This window comes from Variovorax nitratireducens (genome assembly GCF_051216545.1).
In the GTDB taxonomy this organism is placed as follows: domain Bacteria; phylum Pseudomonadota; class Gammaproteobacteria; order Burkholderiales; family Burkholderiaceae_C; genus Variovorax.
In genome coordinates, this window is sequence record NZ_JBPJZO010000012.1 from 86,735 (window position 1) to 112,601 (window position 25,867).

Consider the following 25,867-nt stretch of genomic DNA (forward strand, 5'->3'; position numbering starts at 1 on the left):
TCTACCGGCGTACTGTGAACGCGTCCGGCAAGCCGCGCGTCGGCGTGGGCCGAACCCTCACCTGCGCGGCGAGCTTGCGGCGCGCCGAGAGGTCTGTCTTGGCTTTGAGAACAGTCGCTTCGTTGCGGCTGTCGCGCAATTCAAGGGCCGCGAACTTCTTTGGCTCCCGGCTCATTGCAGCCCCCAGCTTGGCCGCATCGTCCGTGAACAGGGTGATGTCGTTGCGTGGGCGAGAGATGGCGACATAGAAGACTGCGCGGTTGCTGGTGAGGCTCTTGGTGTTGGCGTCCACCAGCACGCGATTCTTGGTGAGCCCCTGCGCCGAGTGGATCGTGCTCGCATAGCCATGCTGCAGGTGCAGCGGGCGCCGGCGATCGATCCGGATGTCGGCGCTCTTTGCGCCTTCCTGGTTGGTGCTCGTGCCCTTGCGCGCGTTCAGCAGGATCACATGCGTGCCGTCCACGGCACCGACCTGATAGCGTTCACCGTTGCAAATGCCCAGACGCTTGTCGTTCGCGGTGACGCGCACCCAATCGCCGGGCGCGAGATCGACAGTTTCCCTTTCGTACAAGCGCAGCATCGAATGCCGGGCCGGATCGAAGGTCACGCGCTCGCCGCCCTCGCGCGCCACCGTCAGCGTGTTGTGTGCGAGGTCGTGGCTCACCACCGCAAGCTGTTCGCCCTGCATGAGCTCCTTGCCGTAGCTGCGTTGCGGCACGACGATCTGGCCGGGCTCGTAACTCTGCGCAGAGCGCAGTTCGGCGCGCGTCATGTCCACGTTGTTCAGAACCTCTACGGACTGCCCGTCCGCCAGTTCCAGGCCGCCGCGCACCAGCGCATTGATCGCGCGGCGCGCGTCGTTGGTGCCGGCGACGATCAGGGTTTCCTTGCGCTCGGCTTCCGGCAGCTGCACGTAGGCCTCGGCAAGCCGCGCGTGGCGACGCGCGTCCTGCCGGACTTCCACGATGGTGTGCTTGAGCACCGACACCGCCAGGGGCACCTCGTCGTTCGCAGCATGAACCACCGCCGCGCGGATCGCGTCGTTCTTCTGGCGCTTGATCTCGGTGAGGAAGGCCTTCGTCATCCCCGCATCCTGCAGCTGCTCGAAGGGCTTGCCGGCCTCCACCGCGTGCGTCTGCTTGCGGTCGCCGCTCAGGATCAAACGCGCATCCTGCTTCTCGACAATGCCCATCAGTTTCTCGAGCTGATGCGCAGGCACCACGCCCGCTTCGTCCAGAAAGACGATGGAATGGCGGTCGAGGCGGCGCTGCTCGCTGGTGCGGGCGAGGAACGACGCCAGCGTCTGGGACTCCATGCCCAACGAGGCGAGCGCCTCGTTTTGCGAGGCATAGGGGGCCAGGCCGATCACGCGATAGCCGTGCCGCACCGAGAGCCGGCCGGCCTCTGCCTTGATACCCTCCACGGCCTTGCTGAGCATGTGGCTCTTGCCGGTGCCGGCCAAGCCTTGAATGCCGACGAAGCGGTCGCGTGCGGTGAGCACCATCGAGACGGCATCGCGCTGCCCCGCATTGAGATCACTCGCCGCCAGCATGTGCTGCACGACCTCCGAAGAGGCGACAGCCGGCACCGCACCCCGCCCGGCTTTCTCGATCGCCAGGATCCGGATCTCGCTTCGTTTGGCCTCGGGGGTGGCGAAGCGCACTTCGGCTGCCACCAGCGCGCCCCGCTGGATGGCTGACGCCACCGACGACTCGGCCTGCGCCTGCGTCTGGCCTCGCACGGCCATCGTGAGAGCGACCCAGGACACCCTGGTCAGCTTCTCGAAGTCGTCGTGGCCCTTGAACCTGTTCGCGCTCGGATCCTTGGCCAGTTCGCCCGCGCTGATGTTGAGGGAGCGCGCCGTCTGGTAGAGCGGCAATTCGGGCAGGAGTCGCCCGTCGGTCTTGGCCCGCTCGAGCGCGGCTTCCACGACGGCCGTCGTTGTGCGCGTCGCCGCTCGACCGTAGGCGACCTCCAGCAACTCGGCCCGCGAGAAGATGCCCTGCCGTTCGGCCAGGTGCGCGATCGCGAAGTCGATCGCGTCATCCGCGGCCTTGCGCGCCGTGCTCTGGCCGGTCAGTTTCTCGCGCACGGCGTCCACCGCGCTCTCTGCCGCTACGGCCACACGCTTACTCATGCCGGGTCGGACATCCAGGTCGACGCCCGCCTCGCGCGCCGTCTCGCGCCAGTGCTGGCGCAGCCAGGCCCGATCACTCTCGGTCTTCTTGGGGCGGGTTGCCAGGGTGATGATCTGCTTTTGCGCCGTGGAAGCGTTCTCGCGATCCTGGCCACGCGAAGCGAGGAGCGCCTCGATCTCGCGGCTGCGCTGGCTGAAATGCCGGATCGCCGCATCCGGGATGTGTGCAAGCTCCCAGCCGCCCCTGCGCGTCTCGCGCAGCTCAAAGCCGAGAGCCTTGAGTTCGGCCGCCAACGTGGCACGGTAGAACGCGCCGACCACCTTGACATTGCGCAGCATGTCTTCGTTGGACAGGGCCCGCCACTCGCCGTCCGCGCGCCGGGTGAGGTTCATCACGATCGCATGCGTGTGCAGTTGCGGATCCTGCGCGCGCGACAACTCATGGCGGAAGGTGGCGGTCACTAAATTCCCGGTGCGCTCCCGGAAGGACAGGCCTGCCTGCTTCTTGCGCGTGGCGGCGAATTGCTGCAGCAACTCGAGGCTCTTCTTCACGGCTGCGTCGTGGGCGGCGACGATGCGCGCATCACCCTGCACCAACGCCTGGATGCTCACCGACTTCGGCGCACTGAAGGTGAAGTCGATGCCCTTGCGATCCTTGCTCCCCTTGGTCTGGCTCAGACGAATGCGCTTTCCGTTGGGGAGCTGGCCGTCGAGCAGGTTCTGGAAGGTCTCGCGGTCCACGGCGTGAGCCCCTTCGAGCCCGAGATCCAGCACGCCCAGCCCGAGCCATTCGCCGCGATGACCTTCGTTGCCGTAGTAGTCGTCTGAGGTCTCGAAGTAATGCGCGGCGCCGGAGGCGCTGGTCACGAACTTGAAGGACAGCATGGGCAGCTTCCCGGTCAAGCCGACGCGATCGGTGATGCGGCTCTCGCCACTGCGGACGCGCGCGCGCCCGGTGCGGTGAACAACAGGTTCTCGGCTTGCGGCCGATCGTGGAATCCGTCGGCCATGATCATCGGCGTCACCACCACCGGTCGCGATTGGTACTTCATCGTCACGCGCGCGATCGGATAGTTGCCCGCCAGCTTCACGTAGCCGGTCAGGTTCGGCAGCAGATGGAATTCGGCAGGCGATACGAGCCGCTCCGTGTCCTGCCGATGCGAGAGCGTGCCTTTCCCGCCCGCCGTGCCCACGGAAACGCTGGGCGCGCGCCGCAGCACCGTGTGTTCGCCCAACCCGCGCGAGAACTCCTCGGCGGTGTAGGTGTCGAGTTCCCCGATGCCGCACAGGAAGGCGCTCCGAAAACAGTTGCGCAAGGTGAGCGCGTCGTCCTTGCCATAGGTGTCATTGAGTTGGGCCAGGGATTGCACGCCGGGCATGATGCGCAGACCCTTCTTCCGGCCCTTGGTCGCGGCATCGATGATGTAGTTCAGCTTCTCGAGCGAGTCGAGTTCGTCGCATACCAGATGCATTCGCCGGCCCGGCTCTTCCGGCATCGACAGCACGCTCGCACACGTGACGTCGACCCAGCACGAGATCAGCGGCTTGAGCGCCTGCAGCATGTCCTCCCGCCAGGTGATCCAGAGGCTGCCGTGCCCTTTGTCGAGCCAGTCTCTGAACGAGAAGTCGCCGGACGGCAGGTATTTGTGCGGCGTGATGTATTGCGTCAGCACCGTGCGGATGCTGGCCAGCGTATCGGGCGCGCCATGAAAGCAGCCGGCCGCGGGCGTGCCCGCAAGGAGCGCCTTGAGGTCGTCGTTGCTGGCGGTCGTCAGCCAGTGAACCAGGCGCTCGGTGGTTCCCGCGCCCTGGCGCAGCAGCACGGTGAGGGTCTCGCTCACGATCGTGCGGCCCATGCTGTTCCAGGTCTCCTGCTCGGTCGACGGGCTGCGCGGTATGAGGCTGATCGCGTACTGCTCGCAGTCGAAGCTGGTGCGGATCTCGTTGAAGATGCTCCAGCCCTGGCTGCGCTTGTCGAAGGGGTTCAGGATCATGTCGCCCGGCCTGTAGAAGTAGCGCATCGAGGCGCCATCCGGGTCGACGCAAATGATTCGATCGCCGCGGCCGCAGGCACTCTCGATGTACTCGCCGATGCACACGCTCTTGCCGGTGCCGGTGGACCCACCGATGAAGAACTGGGTGTTCTCCACATCCTTCGGGATCGGAATGCCCGCAAAAAGCAGCTGATCCTTGCCGCGACGCGTCTGGGAGGCGAGCACGCGCTGGCCGACCATCCTGGGACCGCGCAGGCGCGTAACGAAGACGGAGCCGCCGAAATGATTGGCATAGCGCTTCACGCACAGGGCGAACGTCAGGACGCCCAGCACCAGGCCGAGGCTCGGGCCGATCCACAGCACGGGGAGGAATGGCGTCTCCTTGGCCGCGTACCAGAGGCCCTTCGCAAAGAGCGGCGCGGGCAGACGGTAGTACAAGACCACGTTGGCGATCCAGCCACCGACGATGGCCAGGAGCACGCAGAGCGCGAGCCACGAGCGCAGCGTGTTGTCGGGGGTGCGGTGGTTCACGAACATCGAGAATTCACCTGCCTTTGAGGTAGCTTTCAATCGCACCGACATCCAGCGCCTGGTCGGCCTGGGCTCGGATGCTTTCGCCGACGGATTTGCGCACCATCACGTACAGGCCGCACACGATGCTCAGCAGCATGTCCGGATCCCCCCGTCCGTCGTCGCTGCCGCGAAGACGTTCGATGCCGCTGCCGATCCGGTCGAGGTCGGCCCGGATTTCCTGCAGCACCCCGACGTTGAGCTTGAGCGCGTCGAAGTAGACCTGCTTGATGTGCGAGCTGACACCAGTGACGCCGGAGGCGGCATGGGCGCGCAGGAGCACCTGCGCTTCCTCCTCGTTGAACTTGAGCGACACGATGCTGGCCATGGTCATACCTTCCTAGCGAGCAGCCATGCGGGTTTGCGCATTCGAGGTCATACCTTGCCGAGCGCCGGTCATACCGGACTTTCGAGGCTGCATGCGGGTTTGCGGGCACCTGGTAGGTGCGTATGGTGTATCGGCCCTAGGCGAGTCGGCGAGCCCATTGCCGTCCGCCAAAACGAGGCCTTTCGAGGGGTAAGGGAGCCGGTTGAGCCGGAGGATCGACCGGGAGCGTGACCGCAGGCCGAAGGCACTCGGTAGCCACTTCGTAGCCTCGATGTAGCCAACCTGTAGCTCGAACGTAGCCAAGACGATGCTCTCGTGTAGTCGATCAGTAGCCGAAATAGCGCCAGCCTGACGCGCGCCATCACAATTCGACGAGACATTTTTGGCATTCATGCGCCAAAATATAGCGGCCAATGCTCGCTTTGACCACATCAAATGCCTCGATCAACATCTCTTGATCTTCTACAACAGAGCACTTTGGAGCTTGTTGCCCAGAAACTGCGCAGCGAATCCGTGGTCATCGCACGCCTGTCTGCGCTGATCCAGGACGCTGTCCGGGCGGGCCACTCGCACCGCTCGATCCACGAAGCAATCACCGCAGGCGGTCTGGCCACCAGTTGGACGAACTACCGCATTGCGCTGGGAAGAGCGCGCAAGGCCCAGCGCGGCGCTACGCCGGCGCGCACCTCCCCAGCGCCCTCCGCCGCCTTGCCCGCCGCATTGCCCGTCGCGTTGATCAGTCCTGTCGAGCTGATTGGAGAAGCTCAAGGCACATCGTCCCTGCCGGATGAATGCGGGGAGATGGGCGGCTCAACGCGGGCTTCGCCATCGACGGGCACTTCATCGACCACCCATGTCCTGGACGCGCTGCAGCGCGCCCGAGAGGTCGCCTCCAAAGACTACAGCCGCATTGCGCGCGAGAACTACCGCCAGCGTCATCGCAACCCACCTTCAAAGGATCTCCCATGAAAATCTGCGTCTTGAACCTTTCCGGCAACGTCGGCAAGAGCACCCTGGCCGTGCACCTGCTCGCCGCCTACGCTCCAGGCGCGCGCATCCTGAGCGTGGAGTCGATCAATGCGAGCGCGGCCAACGACATGCAGGGACTCGATGTGGAGGAACTGAGCGCCAGCCGCTTCAAAGAGATCTTCCGCGAGATCATGCTGAGCGAGGAGGTCATCGTGGACGTCGGCGCTTCAAACGTTGCGGCCTTCATGACCGAGATGAAACGGTTCAAGAGTGCCGTGGGGGAATTCGATCTCGTGCTGGTCCCCACGGTGCCGGCGGACAAGCAGCAGCGCGACACCATCGCGACCATCGACTGGCTGCACGAGCTCGGGCTGAACGGGCGCAAGGTGCGGGTGATTTTCAACCAGTACGGAAGCGATGCGCTGGATCCGGTCGAGGTCGTCTACTCGCAGGTGTTGGGCTATGCGGCTGCGGACGGCAAAGGCAAGGCTGTCTACGAGCCCCATGCGGTCGTCGATCGCAATGAGGCCTATGAACTGGCGAAGGAGTCCGGCCAGGTCGTGCGCGAACTGGCGAGCAGCACGACCGACTGGAAGGCTGCGCGCAGCGAAGCCAAACGCTCGGGCGACATGGAAGCGCTTGAGCGCGCCATGTCCGGCCAGATGACCCACGATCTCGCCGTGACAGCTCACCAGAATCTCGCGCGCGTACACGCGCTGCTTTTTGCCGATCGGAGTGCGAACGAACCTGCAGCCGTCCCCGCAGGCAGAAAGCGTGCATGAATCCGGCGAGCGCGCAGCATGCGGCGCTGCGGATCCTGCTGGAAGATGTCGATCCATTGCTGCAGCGCGCCGAGGAAGCGGCGCAGACGCTGACGAAGGTGCGCGAAGAACTGGATGCCGACCTGACGACGCTGGGCCAGCTGGTTCAGCAGTCAATCGATGCGCAACCGGCTATGCTGGAGGCTGGCCGCAAGCTCGGTGCGTCGGCCGCGCGCATCGAGGCGGCGATGCAGGGCAATTCCCTACCGCCGCCGAAGTTGCGCACTGCAGGCACCGCGCCTCGCCTGTGGAGCGCCTGCGCGATCAGTGCAGCGTTATCGGCGGTGCTAGTGAGCGGGGCGATCTGGCTCGGAACGCGCGACATCCTGGAACAGGCGCGCATCGGACGCGCGCTGATGTCCGTATGGCCATCCGTGGATGCCGCCACCCGCACCAAGGTTCACGAACGTCTGGGCAAGTCCTGAGGTTGTGTCCCTAATTCGGTTGAGAAATCAACTGTGGGCATGTCGGGCGCGACAGAAACTAAAAACTCGACCAGCTGTGCAAACGGCGCTAGTTGACAGCGAACGCTGGCCATAGAAAGCACGGCCGCTGCAAGAGAGTCAACTATTGGCCACTTCGCGGCAACAGCGATGCGGTTCGATGGGTAGTTCGATTCCCGCCTCAACGAACACGCAACGTGCTACCGAAAGGCGATCGAGCGCCGCAGGGAAGCCCGCGCATACAGCCCTTTGCATCAGTGTCTCGACGCCTTCCTCTGCGCTGCAGCCGTGCCTATGGCACCCAAGGTCGCGATCGTCGCGATCTTCCACTAGAGCCCGCGGGGCGAAGCGCGCTGCCGCCTGTTCCCCGGAAATTTAAAGAGCGAGCGATCAGCTTGACAGCTGAGCGATGTGTCACAGGTGGATTGAACCAGCAACTGCGAAGTGGCGGCATTCGCGAAATTCATGAATGATGCGTCCCGTACCTACCGAGAGTCCCGAAGGGCAAGGTCGATGAAGACCCGCTCTCTCACCCGCCTTTTTTGAACGCTTGGTTCAACATCCGCGAGAACGGGTTGGTACATGAAGCCATGGCGCTTCACAACCAGCGTTCTGTCTTCAATGAATTCAAGAGGCTCTCCACGGCCTAATTGTGCCGCGCCTCTTCAGCTCGGCTCATGCTGCCAAGCTCCCCGCGAGTCCCGATTTCGAGGCACGTTGAGGTCTCCTCACAACCCGTCATCGCATCACAAGACGCGGGCGTGTGCCTCCCACGTTCGGTGGATATCGCAAGCGGCTTCTGACCGTTAGTCTTGCCCACCGAGCGGACGGCTTTCATCCGCTCTGTTTTCGCCGGCAGCAAGGAGATCACATGAAGGTCATCAGCTTTTCTCTCGAGCAAGGGAACAAGTACTTCGGCAAGGTGGATGGTCAGCGGTTCTTCATCGGGCGGCGCGTTCCCTATGAAGGCGGCAAGGGCCTGATGAACATAGAAGGATCGCCGGCGCAGACCTACGACCGATCCGTCTTCAGACCCACCTTCGGCTTTTGGGCAGATTTCATCCATCCCACCGCGAAGGCCGAAGGCGCTCTCTTCCACACGCTGAATACGTACGATCGCGCGCTGTTCACGTTCTCCTTCCTCCAATTCGCCGCACACGTCCCTGATGGCGATTTCGTCCTCTATTTTCGCAAACTGCTCTCTCTTCCTCTGGCCGAGGAATACTTTCCAGATCTTCAACTGGTTGGCGGGCGGATATGTCGACATGCGGATGACGGTACGACTGTGCCTTTGGAGACCGCGTCCTCCACAGTCGGTCTGCTCGACTATCTCAATCCCACGCGCAACGAGGTCGAAGACACCGAAGTCATTCAGTCGGCAAAGTTCATTCATTGGGTTCAAAACGATCCGCTGCACCGCGATGCACAGGTTGCGATCGGCATTGAAAACTTCAAATCGAAGATGGCAGGATACGCAGCCCAGTACAAGCTGAATGGAGCTGAGGACACCATATGTGTTGTCGTGGCAGACATTCGGCATCAAGGTCGAGCAAAGAGCGTCGATATCGCCATGGCTTTGTCCTCTGCTAGCCCCCTGACTTCGCTGCTCAAGCTTGGTGAGCCCAAGTATCACGAGCGCCTTCTGACGCTCAAGCGCGAAATCGACAAGCTGAGATCTGACGGTACCTTCGGAAATCGCCACTACGACTTGGCACAACGTGACTTCGTCTGATGTCCTGAAGCTGCAGCTTAAGGCGATCGCGCAAAGAAGCGGTTAGACCTGTCCGTCATCCCTGAAGCTCAATTCCAACAGGAGGCTCTGTGCCAACACTATTTCAGAAGAAGCTGGCGACTATCGCTGTGCAGCAGTTCGAGAAGCATCACCTTCTGCGAGAGAACCAGGAACCGCTCGCGTCGCAGATCAAGGCCTACTGGCAGGATCTCGGCTTCGCCTTTCCTGGGACAGCGACGGCATGGTCGGCGGTGTTTGTCTCGTGGTGCGTTCAGAAGGCCGGCGCTACGGCATCCCAGTTCAAGTTTGCGCAGGCTCATTCTCAGTTCGTCTTCCAGGCGATTGCAAATGCCTCCAACAGCACAGGCGATTTCCGTGGGCATCCAGTGACCCGGTACTCACCAAAGGTCGGCGACATACTTCACAACAACCGCTCCGGCAATACATTCGATTTCGCATTCGCGTCGACGCACAAATCTTACGAGTCTCACTCGGCGGTTGTCATGGAAGTCGGCGTCGACACCAAAGGAAAGTACTTGAGAACTATTGGGGGCAACGAGTCCGACTCGGTCGGAATGAAGGAAGTGCGACTCAACCCGCAAGGACGGGTGATCAACAATTCCGGTCTGTTCATTTCAGTGATCGAGACCCTGCTGTGATCCTCCGATTCCCGTGCCAAGACGCGGTTGGGCGGCGAAAGACTGGGTCATTTGGAGATCGAAGGCATCCAGCGTCACGGTCGTGTGGAGCACGCAACGATTGACCTTTCCGAGATCCCCTCCCCCCTGACCGCCATCACACCCGATAGCCATCTGCCTACACAAAGTTGCTCGACCGTCGCCCGCAAGGCGGTACAAGGACGCCGCGTTCGGCATGCCGAACGCATGACGAGCGCCCGCAAAGAAAAGGCCGGCAAGGTCGCCCTCGCCGGCCCGCAAGACCCCACTCGACTCAATCGCCCGATGCCTCATCCTTCGGCACGCAGGGCGCATCACCTGACTTGCCCTTCACCCGCAGCGGTGACGGCAGCCACCGCGTTCCCTCCAGCTTGCTCGCGCAGTACGCCACGACCTCGGCCTTCTTCATGCCCGCGGTCGCCTGCGCCGCATCCACCCCGGTCGCATCCTTCACGGCTTCGAGTGCCTTGGCCTTGCTGACGCCGTTGAGGTAGCACGCAGCCGTCGGCATCCACCAGTCCGCCATGTCCACGCCGAGTGCCTCGGCCAGCGCGTCGCTGTGGTTGGCGGTGCGAGGCCGCGCGGTCACGGCATTGACGCTGCGCGCGGTGCAGTAGGCCAGCAGTTCGAGCAGCGTGCTTTGGGGTTGCGCCAGCAGCCACTGAAACAGCGCCGCCGGTGAACCCGGCAGGCGGTCGCCCCATTCCGTTTCCGCAGCGCCGAGCAGCGTCGCCGCGGGACTGGCTGCGTAGTCGCTCGCATCCTGCGCCAGCGCACTGTCGCCCATCGTGCGCACGGTCACCTTGACCACGTCGTCGCCGGCACCGTACAGCCCGAACACCGTCTCGGCCATCCGGTGCACCAGCGTCACGAGCGCAATGTGCGGGTTCTGCATGAGCGCCGCCTGTATCGCTGCTGTCCGATGAGACGTGAGGTCGCGCATGAGCTTCTCGCTGAACTCGGGGCGCGAAGTCGCAGACGTATCCCGCGGTGCCGATTCGTCGTCTTCGCCGAGGCCGCCCTCCGTGCCCGCGGCCATCGCCTTCCGGTCGGAGGGGCGAACTAGCCCGCGCTCGATCTGGACATTGCCGCGATGGTCGACCCGGATCAATGCGCCCGCAATGGCAAGCCGTTCCGGCCGCCATTGCCAGAGGCCTGCGCTGGCCGCTTCCAGCTTCTCCTCCACGGCTTCGAGCGCGTCGCCCAGCTGCTGCTCGACCTGATCGAAATCCTCGGCGTCCGGGACGCCTTCGTCCTGGTGAGCATCACAGGCATCCATGCAGGCGCGCTGCTCGACAGCCAGCGCCTCGAACACTTGCGCTTCGTCGGGTGTCGGTGCGCGCCGCTCCCTGTCCACCCGGCCGTGGGCGCGCAGCGCGGTCGTGTCCGTGTCGAGCGAACACTCCACCCACGACCAGCCCTCCTCCTTGATCGCTGCCGCGAGGCCGCGCAGCTTGTCCATCGCGAGCGTCTGCAGCAGCCCGGGATTGTCGAGGAAGATGCCGCCGAGGTCTTCCGGCGAGGAGAACAGGTCACGCCGCACCGTGCCGCCCTCGGCTTCGTAGCAATCCAGCCCGACGAACCGCGCGAGCCGGCTGTCGGCGCTACAGGCCTCGGCGGTGATGACGCTGCGGATGCGCCACGCGCTGCGGTCGTGGACACTCAGACCGTCCCAGACGGCCTCCTGCGCGGCCTCGTCCTCGACCAGCGCGAGCGCCTGCAGCTGATCGGGCTCGATCTCGTCGGCGCGGTACAGGTCGAGAAAGCGCGGTGCGAGACGCGCGAGCTTGAGGCGCCGTTCCACGGTGAGCGGCGAGACCTCGAAGCGATCCGCCACCTGGGCCGTCGTCAGCCCCTCATCGATCAAGCGCTTGAACGCGCCCATCTGGTCGGCCGGGTGCATGGCCTCGCGGCCCGAGTTCTCCGCGAGCGACACCTGCACAGCCTGGCCTTCCTCGTACAGCTTGCATTCGACGGGTTGCGCGGCGGGCCAGCGTCCGGCCTCGACCAGCATCTGCATGGCGCGCAGCCGCCTCCCACCCGCGACCACGGCGAAGCGCCCGTCCGGTTGCGATACCACACTGAGCCGGTGCAGCAGCCCCTGCGCCTCGATCAGCGCGGCCAGTTCGGCAAGGCCTGCCGCGTGGTGCACCTTGCGCACGTTGGCCTCGCTGATGAACAGCCTGTCCAGCGGCACAAGCACATCGCGCCCCGCGGGCTCGACAGCCGCCGGCGCAGTGACCTCGGCAACCGCCGACTTCTTCTCTGGCTTGTGCACGCGCGATGCAACGTTCTTCTTTGGCTTGGTGGGTTTGGTGGGCTTGGCAATGACAGTCATTTCGTATCCTTTGCAGTTGAAATTGAGTTGAAAGAGATGCCGGGTTCCTAGATTCAGAGCCCTTCCAGGAAGGGTTCCGGTACGCATCGGCCTCCTACCCGGAGCTGGCCGCCGTTTTCCTGAGTTCTTCGCCCGGTGAACGGCAGCGACGGCGGGGACGGGGGAGCAAGGGGGAAGCATTCGTAACGCGACCGCGTTATGAACACCCCCTTGCAGGCGCAGCCGGTCACCTGGCCACGCGGGCGCAGAGTCACCGGAGAAAGCGAAGGGCACAGGAAAACGGCAGCACCGCCCGAGGCCGACGCGCACCGGAACCGCCGCGCGGCGAGCGCCGCTACCTGCCGCAGGCAGGTCTGATCAAGAAAAGTTCAGGGGACGAAGTCCCCTTGTCTGCTTGTCCCTGCGCCAGGGATGCGCAAGGCGGGCCAGCAGGCCCGTCCCCGTGAGGGGATGAGCGCGAAGGCGCGAACCTGGAGCAGCCCGACAGCGGCGAAGCCGGTGGGGCGCCCGCGCTTGCGTGGCCCGGGCCAAGACGCCATGCGCCACGCTCACCCGGAGCGCAGCACCGACAAGCTCGTCAGTACGAGGCGAGGAGCTCCGGCATGCAGTCTTCGTACCCCGCATGAATCCGGTTCATCCGAGTCGCCAGCAAGTGATTGCCGGTGAGCACCGCAAGCACCATTCCGCTCATCGTCATCAAACCATTCGAAGACTGCAGCACCTGAAGCAGCATGACGACTGGACAGCCATCGCGATGGCGTTGCAGCGGATGGATGCCGCCGTGCACGAACGAGTTGAAGGCGTGAAGCTGCCTCGCCTTGAAGCGGTTGAGCATCGCAGTCGGCGCGGCAGCGCCCGCAGCCGGACAGGCGTCCAGGGCTCCGAGCATTTTGCTGACCATCGGAAGTTTTCTGGCGCTCTTCTCCGTCTCCGCCGAGAGGGGCGCCAGCACAAGTGCAATCTGGTCATCGTCCGCCACATGCAGCAGCCAGACCGCGCGGGTCAACGCCTCGAACTGCAGACGCATCAATGCGATGGCAGACGATGCAAGCGCATTGGCGATCAGCACGCGCAACGCGCGTGCATGCTCGAGCGAGACACCGGCAGCGACTGCGCTGGCGCCTGCCCTGACCGGTGTGGCCACGTGCCGATAGGCGTCGCCGCCGAGCAGCGCGACGACGGCATCGTCGAGTGCCTCCGATCGATTCAAGAGGTGTTCAATGGGCATCTGAGCTGCGTCGTCAACGTTGATGGAAGTGACATCGGCGGAATGTCAGGCGGTCGGGATCAGTGCGCCCGCGATGGCCAGCCGTTCCGGCCGCCATTGCCAGAGGCCCGCGCTGGCCGCTTCCAGCTTCTCGTCCACGGCTTCGAGCGCTTCGCCCAGCTGCTGCTCGACCTGATCGAAATCCTCGGAATCGAGGTCGCCCTCATCCTGTCGCTCGCCGACTGGAGGGCTTGGCTCAGATGCCGCCATTGCTTTCCGATTCCCTCGCGACAGAATCGCGCGCGAGTTCCACGAATCCAATCGAGATCTTTGGCGCGTCCGTGAGATAGGCCGCGGTGATGCTCAAGGGCGGAGCTCGAAACGGACGAAACACATTCGCGGCATGGGGGCGCTTTGGATTTCTGATCATCGAAGCCGGCACGAAGGTGCAGCCGATACCTATACCGCTCAACACGAGCATCGTCGAGCGGCTGAACACCAGCGCCCTGATGTTCGGCTGGATGCCCTGCAGCCGAAAGGCTTCGCGAATGATGTCATGACCATGGGACGACCACATGGGATCGCCCAGCAGGAGATCGTGATTGATGAAGTCCTGGCATTCCAGCACCTCTTTGTTCGCAAGCACGTGCCCGCTGGGCATTGCTGCCAACCATCCGTCAGCCCACAGCACCTCGGTCAGCAAAGACTCCGACAGGTCGACGACGGGCAGGATCAGGGCGAGATCAAGCTCCCGTCGCTGGAGTGCCGCGACCAATGCAGAGGACGAGTCTTCGACCAGGTGCACCTGGGTTGCGGGGTACCGCTCTTTGTGCATCGCAAGCAGCCGCGTGAGCCGGGTGGTGACTGCCTCCTCGCAGATCCCGAGCCTGAGCGCGCCTGCCTGGCCCCTGGCGGCGTCTGTTGCTTCCGTGACGGCCTCGTCGTGCATGTGAAGCAGGCGCTTGGCCGCCGCGAGATACTCTACACCCGCTGGCGTCAATCGAAGGATCCCGACGCGGTCCCGCTCGATGAGCCTTGTACCCAGATCTCGTTCGAGGGCTCCTGCATGGCTCTTGAAGTGGAGCCACGCCGATTTCGCATCGCCTGTCTCGAGGTTCTTCGCAAAGTCCACGAAGTACTGAAGCTGCCGCAAATTCATTGGGAAGAGAGCGGTATTTGCAGCGACGTCAGGCGGCCGCTGAGCAGCTCCACTGCCTCGTTCGGCGGCTGATCCTCAAGCCGAATCGGCGAGACGACCCCAATCTCGAGGTTGGGTGCCGAGAACGGCACCATGGTCAGGCCTGGCAGGTTGAGCAGCCCGAGTGACTGCGGCACGAATGCGATTCCTCTGCCAGTGGCGGCCAGCACCATCATCGTCGAGCGATGTTTGGCACGAACCACGCTGCGAACAGGTATGCCGCTTTGGCCGAAGGCCTGTTCGATGAGCTGGTGTCCGGAAGCGGCCTGATCCCGAGCGCCCAGAATGAGGAATTCGTTGGCCAGGTCAGCTGGTTCCAGGCTCGAGCGATTCGCCAGGTGATGCGCAGAGGGAAGAACCGCCAGCCAGGATTCGGACCAACGATGCATGACCCGCAGGCCCTGCACGTTCATCATCAGCGGTACGAACGCCAGATCAATGGCCCTCGCACGGGTGAACTCGACGAGTTCCACAGGCGGCAGCTCGACAAACCGTAGCATCAGGTGATCCACCTTTGCGCATGCTCCGAGCGCATGCCACACCTGGCTTCCCGTCGCCACGTCCTCACAAAGCCCGACCTTGACGACCGCCGTGTGTCCATCGGCGATGTCCAGAGCGGACTGCCGTGCAAGTCGCAGTTGGATGACCAGCTGTTGGGCGGCCGGCAAATAACAGGCGCCTGCGGCCGTCAGTCCAACGATTCGATTCTGATGGCGCTGCAGCAGTTCGAAACCGAGTTCCGTCTCCAGGATCTGCAGTTGCAAACTCACTGCGGGCTGAGTCACGCCGAGGCGTTTGGCGGCCAGCCGAACATTCAGCTCGCTAGCGACCACTACAAAAATCTCTAGGCGTCGAAGTTCCATCTGTCATCCAAATGGTAAGCCAGGAGCGGCCTTATCGAACCATAAGTATGCATGTGTTGCCCACGGACACCCGCTGCCATACGCTTGCCAGCACCTGTTGACGAACCGATGTCCGCTTCTGGCCTCGGTGAAAAGTCAGCATTGCGGTTAACCCCAACGAAAGGAAATCGAATGAGCCCCAAGGAGATCGTCGAAGCGTGGCACGTCACGTGGAGGAAGGATCCGGCCGAAGCCAACAAGCTGTACCTGGCCGACAACGTCAAGGTTCTGCTTCCGGGCGCGAAGGCCGTTGTCGGGTGGAAGGCGGCGAACGAGCACTTCCTGCGCGTCGCCGCAGGTTTGAAATCGGAGACCCTGATCATGGATCCGGCCTACATCGTCTTCGTCTGCGAGGACAACAAGGTGGCGCGCCGGTTCCGGTTGGACATCGAATCGAGCGACGGAGCGAAGTGCGAAATGTTCGTCTTCAACTTCTACATTGTCGAAAACGAAAAGATCGTTCATTTCGAGGAGCACTTTGACACGTACGCGCGTTCCCAGAGTACGGATCTGTCCCTGTATCGCAAGGACCATGACCCAAGAGCCTGGATCGTCAACTGACTTCTCATGGGCACTGCGCCACGCATCACCAGGCATTGAAGGCAAACATGAAGGCAGCACGCGAAGATCTGTCGGCAAGCCGGCAACCGATGGAATCTCCAGTTGAGGCAATCGCCCGTTCAGGCGCGGTTGAATTCCGCGGCGTGAGCAAGGTCTACGACGGCGTGCCGGCCGTGGAAGACGTCGACCTGAAGATCAATCCGGGTGAATTCGTTTCGCTTCTCGGGCCCAGCGGCTCAGGCAAGTCCACGCTTCTGATGATGCTGGCGGGTTTCACGGATGTGACCTCCGGAACCATCTGGGTCGATGGCAAGCGGTTGGATCGCGTGCCGCCCAATCGGCGCAATCAAGGCATCGTGTTCCAGAGCTACGCGTTGTTTCCTCACATGACGGTTCGCGAGAACGTCGAGTTCCCCCTGAAGGCGCGCGGCGTGGCCGCCGATTCCGCGAAGGCACTGGTGGACGCGGCGCTGGCGCGCGTGCGGATGTCCACGTTCGCCCATCGAAGGCCCGCCCAGTTGAGCGGGGGCCAGCAACAGCGTGTGGCCTTGGCACGAGCAACCGTCTTTGATCCTCCGCTCATTCTGATGGACGAGTCGCTCAGCGCGCTTGATCGCAAGTTGCGGGAGGAAATGCGCGTCGAGATCAAGGATCTCCATCTGGAACTCGGCAAGACCATCATCTACGTGACCCATGACCAGCAGGAAGCGCTCACCATGTCGGATCGCATCGTCGTGCTGCGAAACGGCAGGATCGCTCAGGTCGGCAAGCCGCTGGACATCTATGACTCGCCCAACGATTCGTATGTCGCCGGCTTTGTCGGCGATGCCAACTTCATCGACGGCGTGGTCAGCGTGAGCGATCGCGGTGTCGTCGACATCGTGACGCGATCGACGCGGATGCAAGTGCCGTCCAGCCTGAAGTGCGCGGCGGGGGACAAGGTCGTCGCCATGATCCGACCCGAAGCCATACAACTCGGCCCGCGCGGTATGCACGCTGGCGATCGAGAGAACATCACCCTGCCTGGAATCATTGGGCAAGTCGCATTTCTGGGAGATGCCAACGAGTACCACATCAAGGTTGATGACCAGGTGATCGTTGCCAAAATTCCCCGCTCCTTCAACAGCGTCCTGCACCAGCGAGGCGCTGCTGTCGAGCTGACCTTTGCCGTGGCCGATGTGCAGCTCTTCAACGTTTGATTTCCACCAACCAGGAGTTCGATATGAACACCACTGTCCGTCTTCCCTCGATGGTGATCGCACTTTTCGCCGCGGTCTTTTCATCCCAAGCGCTGGCTGCAGAACTGACCGTGGTGGTTGGCGGTGGCCTGCAGGGGGAAAGCGCGCTCAAGGCGTTTGTGGAGCCGTTCGAGAAGGAGACCGGCATCAAGGTGAATGTCGTGCGCGACCAGGCGACGACGGCGACGGTCAAGCTGAAGGCGCAGAGCGGCAATATGGACTTCGATGTTGCTGGCTTCTCGCCAGCCGGTGGGACGATGTTGTCGAGGAGTTCGCTGCTGGAACGCATCGACTACGCCCGCATCGACAAATCCCTGGTCGACAAGCTGAGTCCCGAGTCAAAGACACCGTGGGGAGTGCAGTTCATCTACTACTCCTGGGTGCTGGGACTGGACGCTGGCAAGTATCCCGAAGGCAGTCCGGCGCCGGCCAGCTGGGCCGATTTCTGGAACATCGAGAAGTTTCCGGGGACGCGCGTCCTTCAGAACGGTGAGCTGGGCAGCCAGGGGCCCTTCGAGGAGGCTCTGCTCGCCGATGGGGTCCCCATGGACAAGCTCTATCCGCTGGACGTGGACCGCGCGTTCCGCAGCCTGGACAAGATCAAGCCGCGTATCCGCAAGTACTGGAAGGTGGGAAGCGAACAGATGCAGATCTTCTCCAGTGGTGGAGCCGCATTGGGGATGGGCTTCGACGGCCGGTTCACTGCGTTGTCGCAAGCCGGCAAGCCGATGAGGATCGTCTGGAACCAGGCAAAGATGACTGGCCTGTACTGGATCATTCCCAAAGGCGCCAAGCACGTTGCAGAGGCCCACAAGTTCATTGAATACACGCTGCAGCCCCAGCGCCAGGCAGCGTACGTGACGTTGACCGGATACAGCCCCGTCCACCCGGACGCCTTCAATTTCATCAGCAAGGAACTGGCCGCCGGCATGGTGACGCATCCCGACAACCGCAAGCGCGCCTACATGGTGAACGATGCCTGGTATTCCGAAGTCGGCGCCGATGGAAAGACCAACGGCGAACGCCTGGCCCAGCGCTGGAACGAGTGGATCACCAAGTAATTCTCCACCCCTTCGAATCCGGACAAGCAAAATGCTGACGATCTCTCGAACTGCGATGCTTCGCCTGGCGGTTGCGCCCGCCGCCTTGCTGATGATGGGGTTCTTCTTCTATCCGCTGCTGCGCATTGCGGGATTGAGCGTTCACCTGCCCGGTTTTTCGCTGCGGGAGTACGCCGAGGCATTCAACCCGATCAACGTCGGCATTGCCATCAAGACGTTCAGCATCGCCGGCAGCGTCACGCTGGCATGCCTCTTCCTTGGGTATGCGCTCGCCGCTTGCCTCGCACAGACGCGGGGGCGGATGAAGCAGCTGTTCACGCTTTGCATCATCGTCCCGTTCCTCACCAGTTTTCTGGTTCGCAGCTATGCGTGGGTCGTGCTTCTGGGCGACCAAGGCGCCTTGAACGGTGCATTGCTCGGGTTGGGGTTGATCAAGGAACCATTCGAGTTGCTCTACAGCCGTACCGGCATGTACATCGGCATGATTCACGTCATGCTTCCGCTGATGGTGCTCCCGATCTATGCGGCGATGCAGGCAATCGACCCCATGCTGTGGCGCGCGGCACGTGGACTGGGGGGCGGCGGGCTGCGGACGTTCCTGACCGTCTATCTTCCGCAAACCATGCCTGGGGTTCGCAGCGGATGCATCCTTGTCTTCGTCCTTTCGCTAGGCTTCTACATAACGCCTGCAATGCTGGGCGCTTCGCGCGACCTGATGCTGGGAAACCTGATCGCCACCAACGTGGAGACGACCCTGAATTTCGGTTTCGCGGCTGCTCTGGCGTTGGTGCTGCTGGCGGCAACTTTGGTGGTCTATGCCTTCCTTCATTTCATCAGCGCGGGAGCGGCCACAACCGACGGCTCACGGCCCGCCTGGTCGCGGTGGCTGGACAGGAGCGGCAAGGCAATCGGCGCACAGTGGTTTGGCGGCCGCACCCCGGCCGTCGCATTGAGTGGAGCGGGCTGGCGGGTAAATTCCGGCCGGGCCGCGGGTCAGGGTAAGCGTGCCGGCCGCGTGGTTCTGTTCAGCTTCGGGTTCCTGGCTTGCGTCTACCTGGTAGCACCGAGCGTCATCGTCGCCGTCGTGTCATTCAATGATGGCGACAACCTCGCCTTTCCCCCGTCGAACTGGTCACTGCGCTGGTTCAGATTTCTGTTCGCAGATGCGCAATGGGCTGCAGCGGCGCTCACGAGTTTCAAGATCGCTGCGACCAGCGTGGTGTTCACACTGCTTCTGGGGACCGCAGCAGCGTACGGCATTGCGCGCATGAATCCGCGTAGAGAGGGGCGTGTCCTCTATGCGATGGCTTTGGCGCCCATGGTGGTTCCGGCCGTTGTCACTGCGCTGGGTGCTTTCGCCGTACTGTCCGACATGGGCTTGTATGGAACACTGACGGGCGTTATCGCCATGCACGTGTGCCTGAGCATTCCGCTGGTCATCGTCGTGATGGTGGCGTCGTTCTCGGGCTTCGATTCCAGACTGGAGATGGCGGCCCAAAGCCTGGGCGCCTCGCGCACCCTCACCTTCCGACGCGTGATGCTGCCCTTGCTGGCCCCTGGGCTGATGTCGGCTGCCCTGCTGGCGTTCCTGCACTCGTTCGACGACGTCGTCATGACCAGCTTCATTGCCGGCACCAAGGTGGTGACGATCCCCCTCAAGATGTGGGAGAACATCCGCAACCAGGTTGACCCGGCGGTGGCCGCCTTGTCCACGCTGCTCATTCTGCTGCCCTTTGTGGTGCTACTGGTGCGCCGCCGCACGCAGGCGACCGAGGATCGCACGAGTGGCGTCGAACCCAAGGCCGCCTGGGTGGCGCCATGAATCGCGCAGGGCGAGTGTTCCGTGCGCGTGCTGGGTTCGATCCGTCAACTGCGCACGCACTCCGCCGAGCCGCTGGTCGAAAAGACTAGCGCCGTCGTCGACGATGAAGGCCTCTTCCTCCACGGAGCAGCGATTTCCTTCCACCCTCAACATCCGTGTCTGCCATGACCTCCTCCATCACCGCCTCCCTTCTCGATCACTTTGGCATTGCCGCTGCCGCAAGCGGCGGCGAGTTACCGGTTGTCTCACCCATTGATGGCGCCGAGCTGGCCCGCCTCCGCACGCATTCTGCAGGCGAAGTCTCCGACGCCATCGCGCGTGCGCATGCTGCATTCATTGCGTGGCGCGACGTGCCTGCGCCGCAGCGCGGGGAACTCGTCCGCCTCTTGGGCGAAGAGCTGAGGGCGGAGAAGGAAGCGCTCGGAAAGCTCGTATCGATCGAGACCGGAAAGATCCTCTCGGAGGGTCTCGGCGAAGTTCAGGAGATGATCGACATCTGCGACTTCGCTGTTGGACTTTCGCGCCAGTTGTACGGCCTGACGATCGCATCCGAGCGGCCTGGACACAGGATGATGGAGACGTGGCACCCGCTCGGCGTCGTTGGCGTGATAAGCGCGTTCAACTTTCCCGCCGCTGTGTGGTCGTGGAATTCGGCGCTTGCGGTCGTTTGCGGCAACGCCGTCGTATGGAAACCCTCCGAGAAGACGCCTCTGACGGCGCTGGCGTGCCAAGCCATTTTTGAGAAGGCAGCCAAGCGGTTCGGCTCGACCCCATCGAACCTGTCGCAAGTGATCATCGGCGGACGGGACGTGGGCGAGACGCTGGTGGACGACGCGCGGGTAGCACTCGTCTCCGCCACGGGCAGCACCCGTATGGGCCGGGAGCTGGGCCCGCGTGTCGCCCGCCGCTTCGGCCGTTCGCTGCTGGAACTCGGCGGCAACAACGCGGTGGTCGTCACCCCGACCGCGGATCTGGACCTGGCGGTGCGCGGCATCGCCTTTGCTGCAGCCGGGACTTGCGGACAGCGCTGTACGACTACGCGCAGGCTCATCGTGCATGAGACTGTGATGGCTACGCTGGTGGCCCGCTTGAAGAAGGCGTACGCCGGCCTGCCCGTTGGCAACCCGCTGGAGAGCGGTACGCTGGTTGGGCCACTGATCGACGCCGCCAGCTTCGAAGGCATGCAAAGCGCGCTGCGAGCCGCCCGGGACGAGGGTGGTCTAGTCACCGGCGGTGAGCGCCTGCTGCAGGAGCAACACCCCACCGCCTTCTATGTGCGTCCCGCCATCGTCGAAATGCCCGCACAGACCGAGACCGTCCGGCGCGAGACATTTGCTCCCATCCTGTATGTCATGGGCTACCACGAGTTCGAGGATGCACTTCGCCTGCAGAACGACGTCCCGCAAGGCCTGTCCTCTTCCATCTTCACCAATGACGTGCGTGAGTCCGAGGTTTTCCTGTCCGTCCGAGGATCAGACTGCGGGATCGCCAACGTGAACATTGGCACCTCAGGCGCCGAGATTGGCGGCGCATTCGGGGGTGAGAAGGAAACCGGCGGAGGGCGCGAGTCGGGCTCCGACTCGTGGCGAAACTACATGCGCCGTGCGACGAACACCATCAATTTCTCTGGCGAGTTGCCTCTTGCGCAGGGCGTGCGGTTCGACGTCTGAGGCGGGTGCGGAAGGCGCCCTGGACATCGCGTACCCAATCGTACGCTTCGCGCCGGTCTTCTTGCACGCTCAAGGCCCGCGCCATTGATCTGAAAATTGGATTAATCGATCCGAACTTTCGATTGTACGAATCGAAAGCCCGGGAATACATTCAGCCGCATGGCCACACGATCAATGCGCTCCGAGCTCTCGTTCCAGCTACTGGGATCTGCCGATGGAGGTACCGGGAACGGTCTTGTTCTGGCTGGCGGGCCCTCCTGAAATCCGAGTTGAAAAGACCCCTGCATGACGCAACTCAATGCCACTCACGATCCAGCGCGTCGCAGTTGGGTAGAAGCCGCGAACGTTCCAGCCCACGACTTTCCGCTGCAGAACTTGCCGCTCGGCGTTTACGCTGCGCCAGGAAGGACTCCGCGCGTCGGTATCGCGATCGGCGATCAGCTGCTCGACATCGCCGAGGCAAACAGGGCGGGGTTCTTTACGGGGCTTGCCAAAGGAGCTGCGCAGGCTGCCGCAGGTGGTTCGCTCAACGAACTCATGGCGCTGGGTTCGCCCGCCAGCTCGGCGTTGCGAATGCAAGTCTTCGAGATGCTCGCGATCGGCGGTGGTGCCGCATCCGCGCGCGCCCATGCACACGCTGACCAACTCTTGCTTCCCAGCGATGCAGTTGAGATGCAATTGCCCTGCGCGATCGGAGGCTTCACCGATTTCCTCACCTCGTCCGATCATCTGTCACGCGCACGGCGCAGCACGCACCCGGACAACCCGGTTCCTGAGGCCTTCTATCACCTGCCTCTTGCGTACAACAGTCGTGCGAGTTCGGTGCGGGTCAGTGGCCACAACGTGCTTCGGCCCCATGGGCAATCCAAAGGTGTCGACGGCGCCATGTACTTCGGCCCGGCAAAGGCGCTCGATTTCGAACTGGAACTGGGTGCGTTCGTCGGCCCGGGAAACGCGCTCGGCAGCCCAATTCCTCTACGCACGGCCCAAACGCACCTGTTCGGATACTGCCTGCTCAACGATTGGTCAGCACGCGACATCCAGCGATGGGAAACGACCCCGCTCGGCCCGTTTCTCGGAAAGAGTTTTTGCTCGGTCGTCTCGCCTTGGGTCGTATCTGCGGAAGCGCTCGCGCCCTTTCATGTACCAGCGCGCACCAGGGCGGCAGATGAACCCGCGGTTCTGCCACATCTCCACCACGCTGACGACATTGCAAGCGGCGGGCTCGACCTGCAGTTGGAGGCTTGGCTGACGAGCGCGCGCATGCGCGCTGACGGCATGCCGCCGTTGAACGTCACGCAGACAAACTCCAGATACCTGTATTGGACCTTCGCGCAGATGGTCACACACCACACCTCGAATGGCTGCAATCTGAGGCCCGGCGATCTGCTTGGCAGTGGAACCGCTTCGGGTCCCGATCCGGCCAGCCGGGGCTGTCTCGCCGAGTTCCACGAGCCACTGCTCTTGCCCGACGGAACGACCCGGCAGTGGCTCATCGACGGTGATGAGCTCGTCTTCAAGGCGCGTGCCAGCAAGGAGGGGCACGTATCGATCGGATTCGGCGAATGCCGCTCGAGGGTCTTGCCCGCGGCACCCTGGCCAACCGGCAACTAGCCCCCAAAAGTTTCGCTTTCAACACAAATTCACAGGAGACAAAGAGATGAAATCAACGATCGTACTTATTGCGCTTTGCGCAAGCGCGCTTCACGCTGGCGCGCAGAACTACCCAGCGCAACAACCGATCCAGGTGATCGTGCCGTTCTCGGCCGGAGGTGCGGTGGACGGCATGGCGCGTGTTTTTGCGCGGTCGATCGCAACGCAACTCGGCGCCCAGGTGGTCGTCATCAACAAGGAGGGCGCGGGCGGGACGATCGGCTTCTGGCAGGTCGCCAGAGCGGCGCCGAACGGCTACACCTTGGCTTTCGGTCCGTCGACGCCGGTGACCAGCGGCTCCATCCTGTTGAAGGGCCCCAAGTACGACACGCTGACGCCGGTCTGCCAGACGCATGAGAACGTCATGACGGTGGTCGTCAGCGCCGATTCGCCAATCAAGTCCATTCAGCAGTTGATGCAGCTGGCCAAGGCCGATCCAGGAAAGATCGCCTACGGCACTGCCGGACAGGGCACCGTGCCCCATCTCTCCGCCGAGCATTTCGCGCAAGCGGCAGGCTTGAAATTCAACTCGATCGCATATCGCGGGGATAGCCCCATGCTGGTGGACCTGATCGGCGGTGCCATCCAGTTCGGCGTGTCCTCTGCCGCAGCTGCCGCAGCCAATGACAAGCTGCGGGTGCTTGCAGTCTTCGCTGAGCAGCGGCAAGCCCGCTATCCCGATGCGCCGTCCTTCAAGGAACTGGGCATTGCCTCGCTGGCGCCAGGCCTGAATGGTCTGTGGGCGCCGAAGGGGATCAGTCCGGCCATCGTGGACACGCTCGCCAAGGCTTGTGAAGTCGCCGTGCAGTCCACGGAATTTCGCGATGCCGCCAAGACACAGTCGCAGCATCCCGCATATCTGGGCAGTCAGCAGTACCTTCAGCGAGTCGGCGCCGATTTTCAGACGCTGGAGAAAACGATTCGATCGCTGAATCTCAAAGCCGAATGACAACCTGCCCAGGAGGAACAACCAAATGAGCAGCCCCCACCATCCCATACGCCGCGTCGTCACCGGACATGACGCTGAAGGCCGATCCTGCATCGCAGAAGACGCTTCAGCACTCAATGTGCGAACCGTGGAATCAAGGCCAGGGTTTCAGGCCGTCAACATATGGTGTACGACATCGTCGCCCGCCTCCGTCGAAGCCGCAGACGGATTGGAAAGCTTGCAGGGCATAGCACCCCCACCCCACGGAACCATACTTAGAATCATTGACCTACCGCCCGAATCGAAGGATCCGGAAGAGACACGCCGACGGATTCAAGCGACCTTCGGCAGCATGTTTCACGATGCGCATCGCGACGACGCCGGTACGAAAAAACATCCCGGCATGCACCGCACGGCCACGGTGGACTACGCGTTGATCCTTCAAGGCGAGGTTGTCGCGGTCTTGGATACCCAGGAAGTCACGCTTCGCGCGGGCGATGTCCTCATCCAGCGCGGCACAAACCATGCGTGGGCCAATCGATCGGATGCGCTGGCGCGCATTGCCTTCATTCTCATCGACGGAGCCGACGACGTGCGATAGCGCCGGACTTTGCAATGACTCCCGCCGTCGGCTGCGGACGTTGCGAAGTCGGAACCGACGAATATCCTGAGGAGCTCACGATGTCGAGAACCTTGTTCAGAACCATCGCGGCAACGGCGAGCGTCATCGTGATGAGGGGGAGCAAGGGGGAAGCATTCGTAACGCGCAAGCGTTATGAACACCCCCTTGCAGGCGCAACCGATCACCTGGCCCCGCGGGCGCAGAGTCACCGGAGAAAGCGAAGAGCACAGGAAAACGTCAGCACGCCCGAGGCCGACGCGCACCGGAACCGCCGCGCGGCGAGCGCCTCTACCTGCCGCAGGCAGGTCTGATCAAGGCAAGTCCAGGGGACGCAGTCCCCTTTTCCTCCCCCTGCCCCTGCCCCCGCGCCAGGGATGCGCAAGGCGGGCCAGCAGGCCCGTCACCGCCAGGGGATGAGCGCGAAGGCGCGAACCTGGAGCAGCCCGACAGCGGCGAAGCCGGTGGGGCGCCCGGATCAGGGCCCGCACCACGCACCACGCACCATGCACCACGATCCCCTGCCGATGGCACCGGCAATGACCCATAGCGACTCACGCCGACCGGCGAGGAAGCGCCGGCCGACAACACACATGCACCGTTGCTGACCGCGGTGGCCTGCCGCTGGCGCATAACCAGCTCACGACGCGGGTACGCCATTTGCATAAGGAGCCAGTCATGCTCACCACCGACCAGAAAGAGACCATCCTTCGCCGGGCGGGCATTGCCATCCCTGGCATTCCGGCGCCTGGCGGGGACGCCCAGCTCCAGCAAGCCGATGGTGAGTTGCTCGTGAAGGGCAACTTGCAGGCCGATAGCCGCGCTAGTGCCTCCGAGCAGCGAACGCGCGCCATCGATGCCCTGTTTGCCGACTATTCGGCGCGCCGCGCGGCGAAGAGCCTGGATGATGCGGAGGCCGCACGGCGCACCGGCGGACGCGGCATCGGCTGGGGTGGTTTCGTCGCCTGAGCGCCGGCTTGCAGTGCCCCTCGATCGGGG

22 protein-coding genes are annotated in these 25,867 nt (G+C 63.1%); 14 read left to right on the forward strand and 8 right to left on the reverse strand.

All coding sequences use genetic code 11. The features are described from left to right. Window position 1 precedes the first annotated feature (1 nt). Genes mobF through ACSFA8_RS22745 form a run of 3 tightly spaced genes read right to left on the reverse strand, consistent with a single transcriptional unit; the run spans window position 2 to window position 5,029 of the window. Window positions 2-3,022 carry a MobF family relaxase gene (gene mobF, locus ACSFA8_RS22735; RefSeq protein ID WP_435481751.1) on the reverse strand — a complete coding sequence of 1,007 codons (3,021 nt, stop codon included), beginning with the start codon at window positions 3,020-3,022 and terminating at the stop codon, window positions 2-4. Window positions 3,023-3,036: 14 nt separating this feature from the next. Then, window positions 3,037-4,668: a type IV secretion system DNA-binding domain-containing protein gene (locus ACSFA8_RS22740; RefSeq protein WP_435481752.1), complete on the reverse strand. Its 1,632-nt coding sequence runs from the start codon at window positions 4,666-4,668 to the stop codon at window positions 3,037-3,039. Between the two features lie 7 nt (window positions 4,669-4,675). Next, on the reverse strand, window positions 4,676-5,029 hold the full coding sequence (locus ACSFA8_RS22745) for a hypothetical protein (RefSeq protein WP_435481753.1): 354 nt from the start codon (window positions 5,027-5,029) through the stop codon (window positions 4,676-4,678). Between the two features lie 435 nt (window positions 5,030-5,464). On the opposite strand from ACSFA8_RS22745, the gene ACSFA8_RS22750 reads away from it, so the two are divergent. From ACSFA8_RS22750 to ACSFA8_RS22770, 5 genes are all read left to right on the forward strand, one after another. Continuing rightward, complete coding sequence (locus ACSFA8_RS22750) at window positions 5,465-5,998, forward strand: hypothetical protein (RefSeq protein ID WP_435481754.1); 534 nt, start codon at window positions 5,465-5,467, stop codon at window positions 5,996-5,998. Next, complete coding sequence (stbB, locus tag ACSFA8_RS22755) at window positions 5,995-6,780, forward strand: StbB family protein (RefSeq protein ID WP_435481755.1); 786 nt, start codon at window positions 5,995-5,997, stop codon at window positions 6,778-6,780. The genes ACSFA8_RS22750 and stbB overlap by 4 nt, the downstream gene beginning before the upstream one ends. After that, window positions 6,777-7,244 (forward strand): hypothetical protein, encoded by a 468-nt coding sequence (locus ACSFA8_RS22760; RefSeq protein WP_435481756.1) that lies wholly within the window; start codon window positions 6,777-6,779, stop codon window positions 7,242-7,244. The genes stbB and ACSFA8_RS22760 overlap by 4 nt, the downstream gene beginning before the upstream one ends. 889 nt (window positions 7,245-8,133) lie before the next feature. Further along, window positions 8,134-8,994, forward strand: a complete 861-nt coding sequence (locus ACSFA8_RS22765) for a hypothetical protein (RefSeq protein WP_435481757.1) — start codon at window positions 8,134-8,136, stop codon at window positions 8,992-8,994. An 89-nt stretch (window positions 8,995-9,083) separates the two neighbouring features. Beyond that, a complete protein-coding gene (locus ACSFA8_RS22770) occupies window positions 9,084-9,653 on the forward strand; it encodes a DUF2272 domain-containing protein (protein ID WP_435481758.1) in 570 nt (189 codons plus the stop codon). Between the two features lie 292 nt (window positions 9,654-9,945). On the opposite strand, the gene ACSFA8_RS22775 is transcribed toward ACSFA8_RS22770, so the two are convergent. The 5 genes from ACSFA8_RS22775 to ACSFA8_RS22795 form a co-directional block, all read right to left on the reverse strand. After that, a complete protein-coding gene (locus ACSFA8_RS22775) occupies window positions 9,946-12,009 on the reverse strand; it encodes a ParB/RepB/Spo0J family partition protein (RefSeq protein ID WP_435481759.1) in 2,064 nt (687 codons plus the stop codon). A gap of 577 nt (window positions 12,010-12,586) precedes the next feature. Then, a complete protein-coding gene (locus ACSFA8_RS22780; protein WP_435481760.1) occupies window positions 12,587-13,237 on the reverse strand; it encodes a DUF6988 family protein in 651 nt (216 codons plus the stop codon). A gap of 45 nt (window positions 13,238-13,282) precedes the next feature. Further along, a complete protein-coding gene (locus ACSFA8_RS22785) occupies window positions 13,283-13,486 on the reverse strand; it encodes a hypothetical protein (RefSeq protein ID WP_435481761.1) in 204 nt (67 codons plus the stop codon). Further along, window positions 13,473-14,375 carry a LysR family substrate-binding domain-containing protein gene (locus tag ACSFA8_RS22790; protein ID WP_435481762.1) on the reverse strand — a complete coding sequence of 301 codons (903 nt, stop codon included), beginning with the start codon at window positions 14,373-14,375 and terminating at the stop codon, window positions 13,473-13,475. Before ACSFA8_RS22790 ends, ACSFA8_RS22785 begins: the two co-directional genes overlap by 14 nt. Next, entirely contained in the window at window positions 14,372-15,277 is a 906-nt protein-coding gene (locus ACSFA8_RS22795) for a LysR family transcriptional regulator (RefSeq protein ID WP_435481763.1), read from the reverse strand. Before ACSFA8_RS22795 ends, ACSFA8_RS22790 begins: the two co-directional genes overlap by 4 nt. Before the next feature lie 171 nt (window positions 15,278-15,448). On the opposite strand from ACSFA8_RS22795, the gene ACSFA8_RS22800 reads away from it, so the two are divergent. The 9 genes from ACSFA8_RS22800 to ACSFA8_RS22840 all read left to right on the forward strand — a co-directional run bounded on the left by ACSFA8_RS22800 (window position 15,449) and on the right by ACSFA8_RS22840 (window position 25,837). Then, window positions 15,449-15,877: a nuclear transport factor 2-like protein gene (locus tag ACSFA8_RS22800; protein ID WP_435481764.1), complete on the forward strand. Its 429-nt coding sequence runs from the start codon at window positions 15,449-15,451 to the stop codon at window positions 15,875-15,877. 47 nt (window positions 15,878-15,924) lie between these two features. Continuing rightward, entirely contained in the window at window positions 15,925-17,076 is a 1,152-nt protein-coding gene (locus ACSFA8_RS22805; protein WP_435481765.1) for an ABC transporter ATP-binding protein, read from the forward strand. Between the two features lie 23 nt (window positions 17,077-17,099). Continuing rightward, entirely contained in the window at window positions 17,100-18,176 is a 1,077-nt protein-coding gene (locus ACSFA8_RS22810) for an ABC transporter substrate-binding protein (RefSeq protein ID WP_435481766.1), read from the forward strand. Window positions 18,177-18,207: 31 nt separating this feature from the next. After that, window positions 18,208-19,998, forward strand: a complete 1,791-nt coding sequence (locus tag ACSFA8_RS22815; RefSeq protein ID WP_435481767.1) for an ABC transporter permease subunit — start codon at window positions 18,208-18,210, stop codon at window positions 19,996-19,998. A gap of 164 nt (window positions 19,999-20,162) precedes the next feature. Next, the gene (gene amaB, locus ACSFA8_RS22820; RefSeq protein WP_435481768.1) at window positions 20,163-21,668 is read left to right on the forward strand and encodes an L-piperidine-6-carboxylate dehydrogenase; all 1,506 of its coding nucleotides are present in this window, start codon (window positions 20,163-20,165) and stop codon (window positions 21,666-21,668) included. 285 nt (window positions 21,669-21,953) lie between these two features. Further along, a complete protein-coding gene (gene fahA, locus ACSFA8_RS22825; RefSeq protein WP_435481769.1) occupies window positions 21,954-23,282 on the forward strand; it encodes a fumarylacetoacetase in 1,329 nt (442 codons plus the stop codon). Window positions 23,283-23,328: 46 nt separating this feature from the next. Beyond that, window positions 23,329-24,270, forward strand: coding sequence for a Bug family tripartite tricarboxylate transporter substrate binding protein (locus ACSFA8_RS22830; protein WP_435481770.1), 942 nt, complete (start codon window positions 23,329-23,331; stop codon window positions 24,268-24,270). A 25-nt stretch (window positions 24,271-24,295) separates the two neighbouring features. Continuing rightward, window positions 24,296-24,850, forward strand: a complete 555-nt coding sequence (locus ACSFA8_RS22835) for a cupin domain-containing protein (RefSeq protein ID WP_435481771.1) — start codon at window positions 24,296-24,298, stop codon at window positions 24,848-24,850. A gap of 696 nt (window positions 24,851-25,546) precedes the next feature. Further along, entirely contained in the window at window positions 25,547-25,837 is a 291-nt protein-coding gene (locus ACSFA8_RS22840) for a hypothetical protein (RefSeq protein ID WP_435481772.1), read from the forward strand. Window positions 25,838-25,867: the final 30 nt, after the last annotated feature.

Excerpts from the sequence above, each read along its gene's own strand:
- mobF (WP_435481751.1), bottom strand. The coding sequence starts at position 3,022 with ATGCTGTCCTTCAAGTTCGTGACCAGCGCCTCCGGCGCCGCGCATTAC.
- ACSFA8_RS22740 (WP_435481752.1), bottom strand. The coding sequence starts at position 4,668 with ATGTTCGTGAACCACCGCACCCCCGACAACACGCTGCGCTCGTGGCTC.
- ACSFA8_RS22745 (WP_435481753.1), bottom strand. The coding sequence starts at position 5,029 with ATGGCCAGCATCGTGTCGCTCAAGTTCAACGAGGAGGAAGCGCAGGTG.
- ACSFA8_RS22750 (WP_435481754.1), top strand. The coding sequence starts at position 5,465 with ATGCCTCGATCAACATCTCTTGATCTTCTACAACAGAGCACTTTGGAG.
- stbB (WP_435481755.1), top strand. The coding sequence starts at position 5,995 with ATGAAAATCTGCGTCTTGAACCTTTCCGGCAACGTCGGCAAGAGCACC.
- ACSFA8_RS22760 (WP_435481756.1), top strand. The coding sequence starts at position 6,777 with ATGAATCCGGCGAGCGCGCAGCATGCGGCGCTGCGGATCCTGCTGGAA.
- ACSFA8_RS22765 (WP_435481757.1), top strand. The coding sequence starts at position 8,134 with ATGAAGGTCATCAGCTTTTCTCTCGAGCAAGGGAACAAGTACTTCGGC.
- ACSFA8_RS22775 (WP_435481759.1), bottom strand. The coding sequence starts at position 12,009 with ATGACTGTCATTGCCAAGCCCACCAAACCCACCAAGCCAAAGAAGAAC.
- ACSFA8_RS22780 (WP_435481760.1), bottom strand. The coding sequence starts at position 13,237 with ATGCCCATTGAACACCTCTTGAATCGATCGGAGGCACTCGACGATGCC.
- ACSFA8_RS22785 (WP_435481761.1), bottom strand. The coding sequence starts at position 13,486 with ATGGCGGCATCTGAGCCAAGCCCTCCAGTCGGCGAGCGACAGGATGAG.
- ACSFA8_RS22790 (WP_435481762.1), bottom strand. The coding sequence starts at position 14,375 with ATGAATTTGCGGCAGCTTCAGTACTTCGTGGACTTTGCGAAGAACCTC.
- ACSFA8_RS22795 (WP_435481763.1), bottom strand. The coding sequence starts at position 15,277 with ATGGAACTTCGACGCCTAGAGATTTTTGTAGTGGTCGCTAGCGAGCTG.
- ACSFA8_RS22800 (WP_435481764.1), top strand. The coding sequence starts at position 15,449 with ATGAGCCCCAAGGAGATCGTCGAAGCGTGGCACGTCACGTGGAGGAAG.
- ACSFA8_RS22805 (WP_435481765.1), top strand. The coding sequence starts at position 15,925 with ATGAAGGCAGCACGCGAAGATCTGTCGGCAAGCCGGCAACCGATGGAA.
- ACSFA8_RS22810 (WP_435481766.1), top strand. The coding sequence starts at position 17,100 with ATGAACACCACTGTCCGTCTTCCCTCGATGGTGATCGCACTTTTCGCC.
- ACSFA8_RS22815 (WP_435481767.1), top strand. The coding sequence starts at position 18,208 with ATGCTGACGATCTCTCGAACTGCGATGCTTCGCCTGGCGGTTGCGCCC.
- amaB (WP_435481768.1), top strand. The coding sequence starts at position 20,163 with ATGACCTCCTCCATCACCGCCTCCCTTCTCGATCACTTTGGCATTGCC.
- fahA (WP_435481769.1), top strand. The coding sequence starts at position 21,954 with ATGACGCAACTCAATGCCACTCACGATCCAGCGCGTCGCAGTTGGGTA.
- ACSFA8_RS22830 (WP_435481770.1), top strand. The coding sequence starts at position 23,329 with ATGAAATCAACGATCGTACTTATTGCGCTTTGCGCAAGCGCGCTTCAC.
- ACSFA8_RS22835 (WP_435481771.1), top strand. The coding sequence starts at position 24,296 with ATGAGCAGCCCCCACCATCCCATACGCCGCGTCGTCACCGGACATGAC.
- ACSFA8_RS22840 (WP_435481772.1), top strand. The coding sequence starts at position 25,547 with ATGCTCACCACCGACCAGAAAGAGACCATCCTTCGCCGGGCGGGCATT.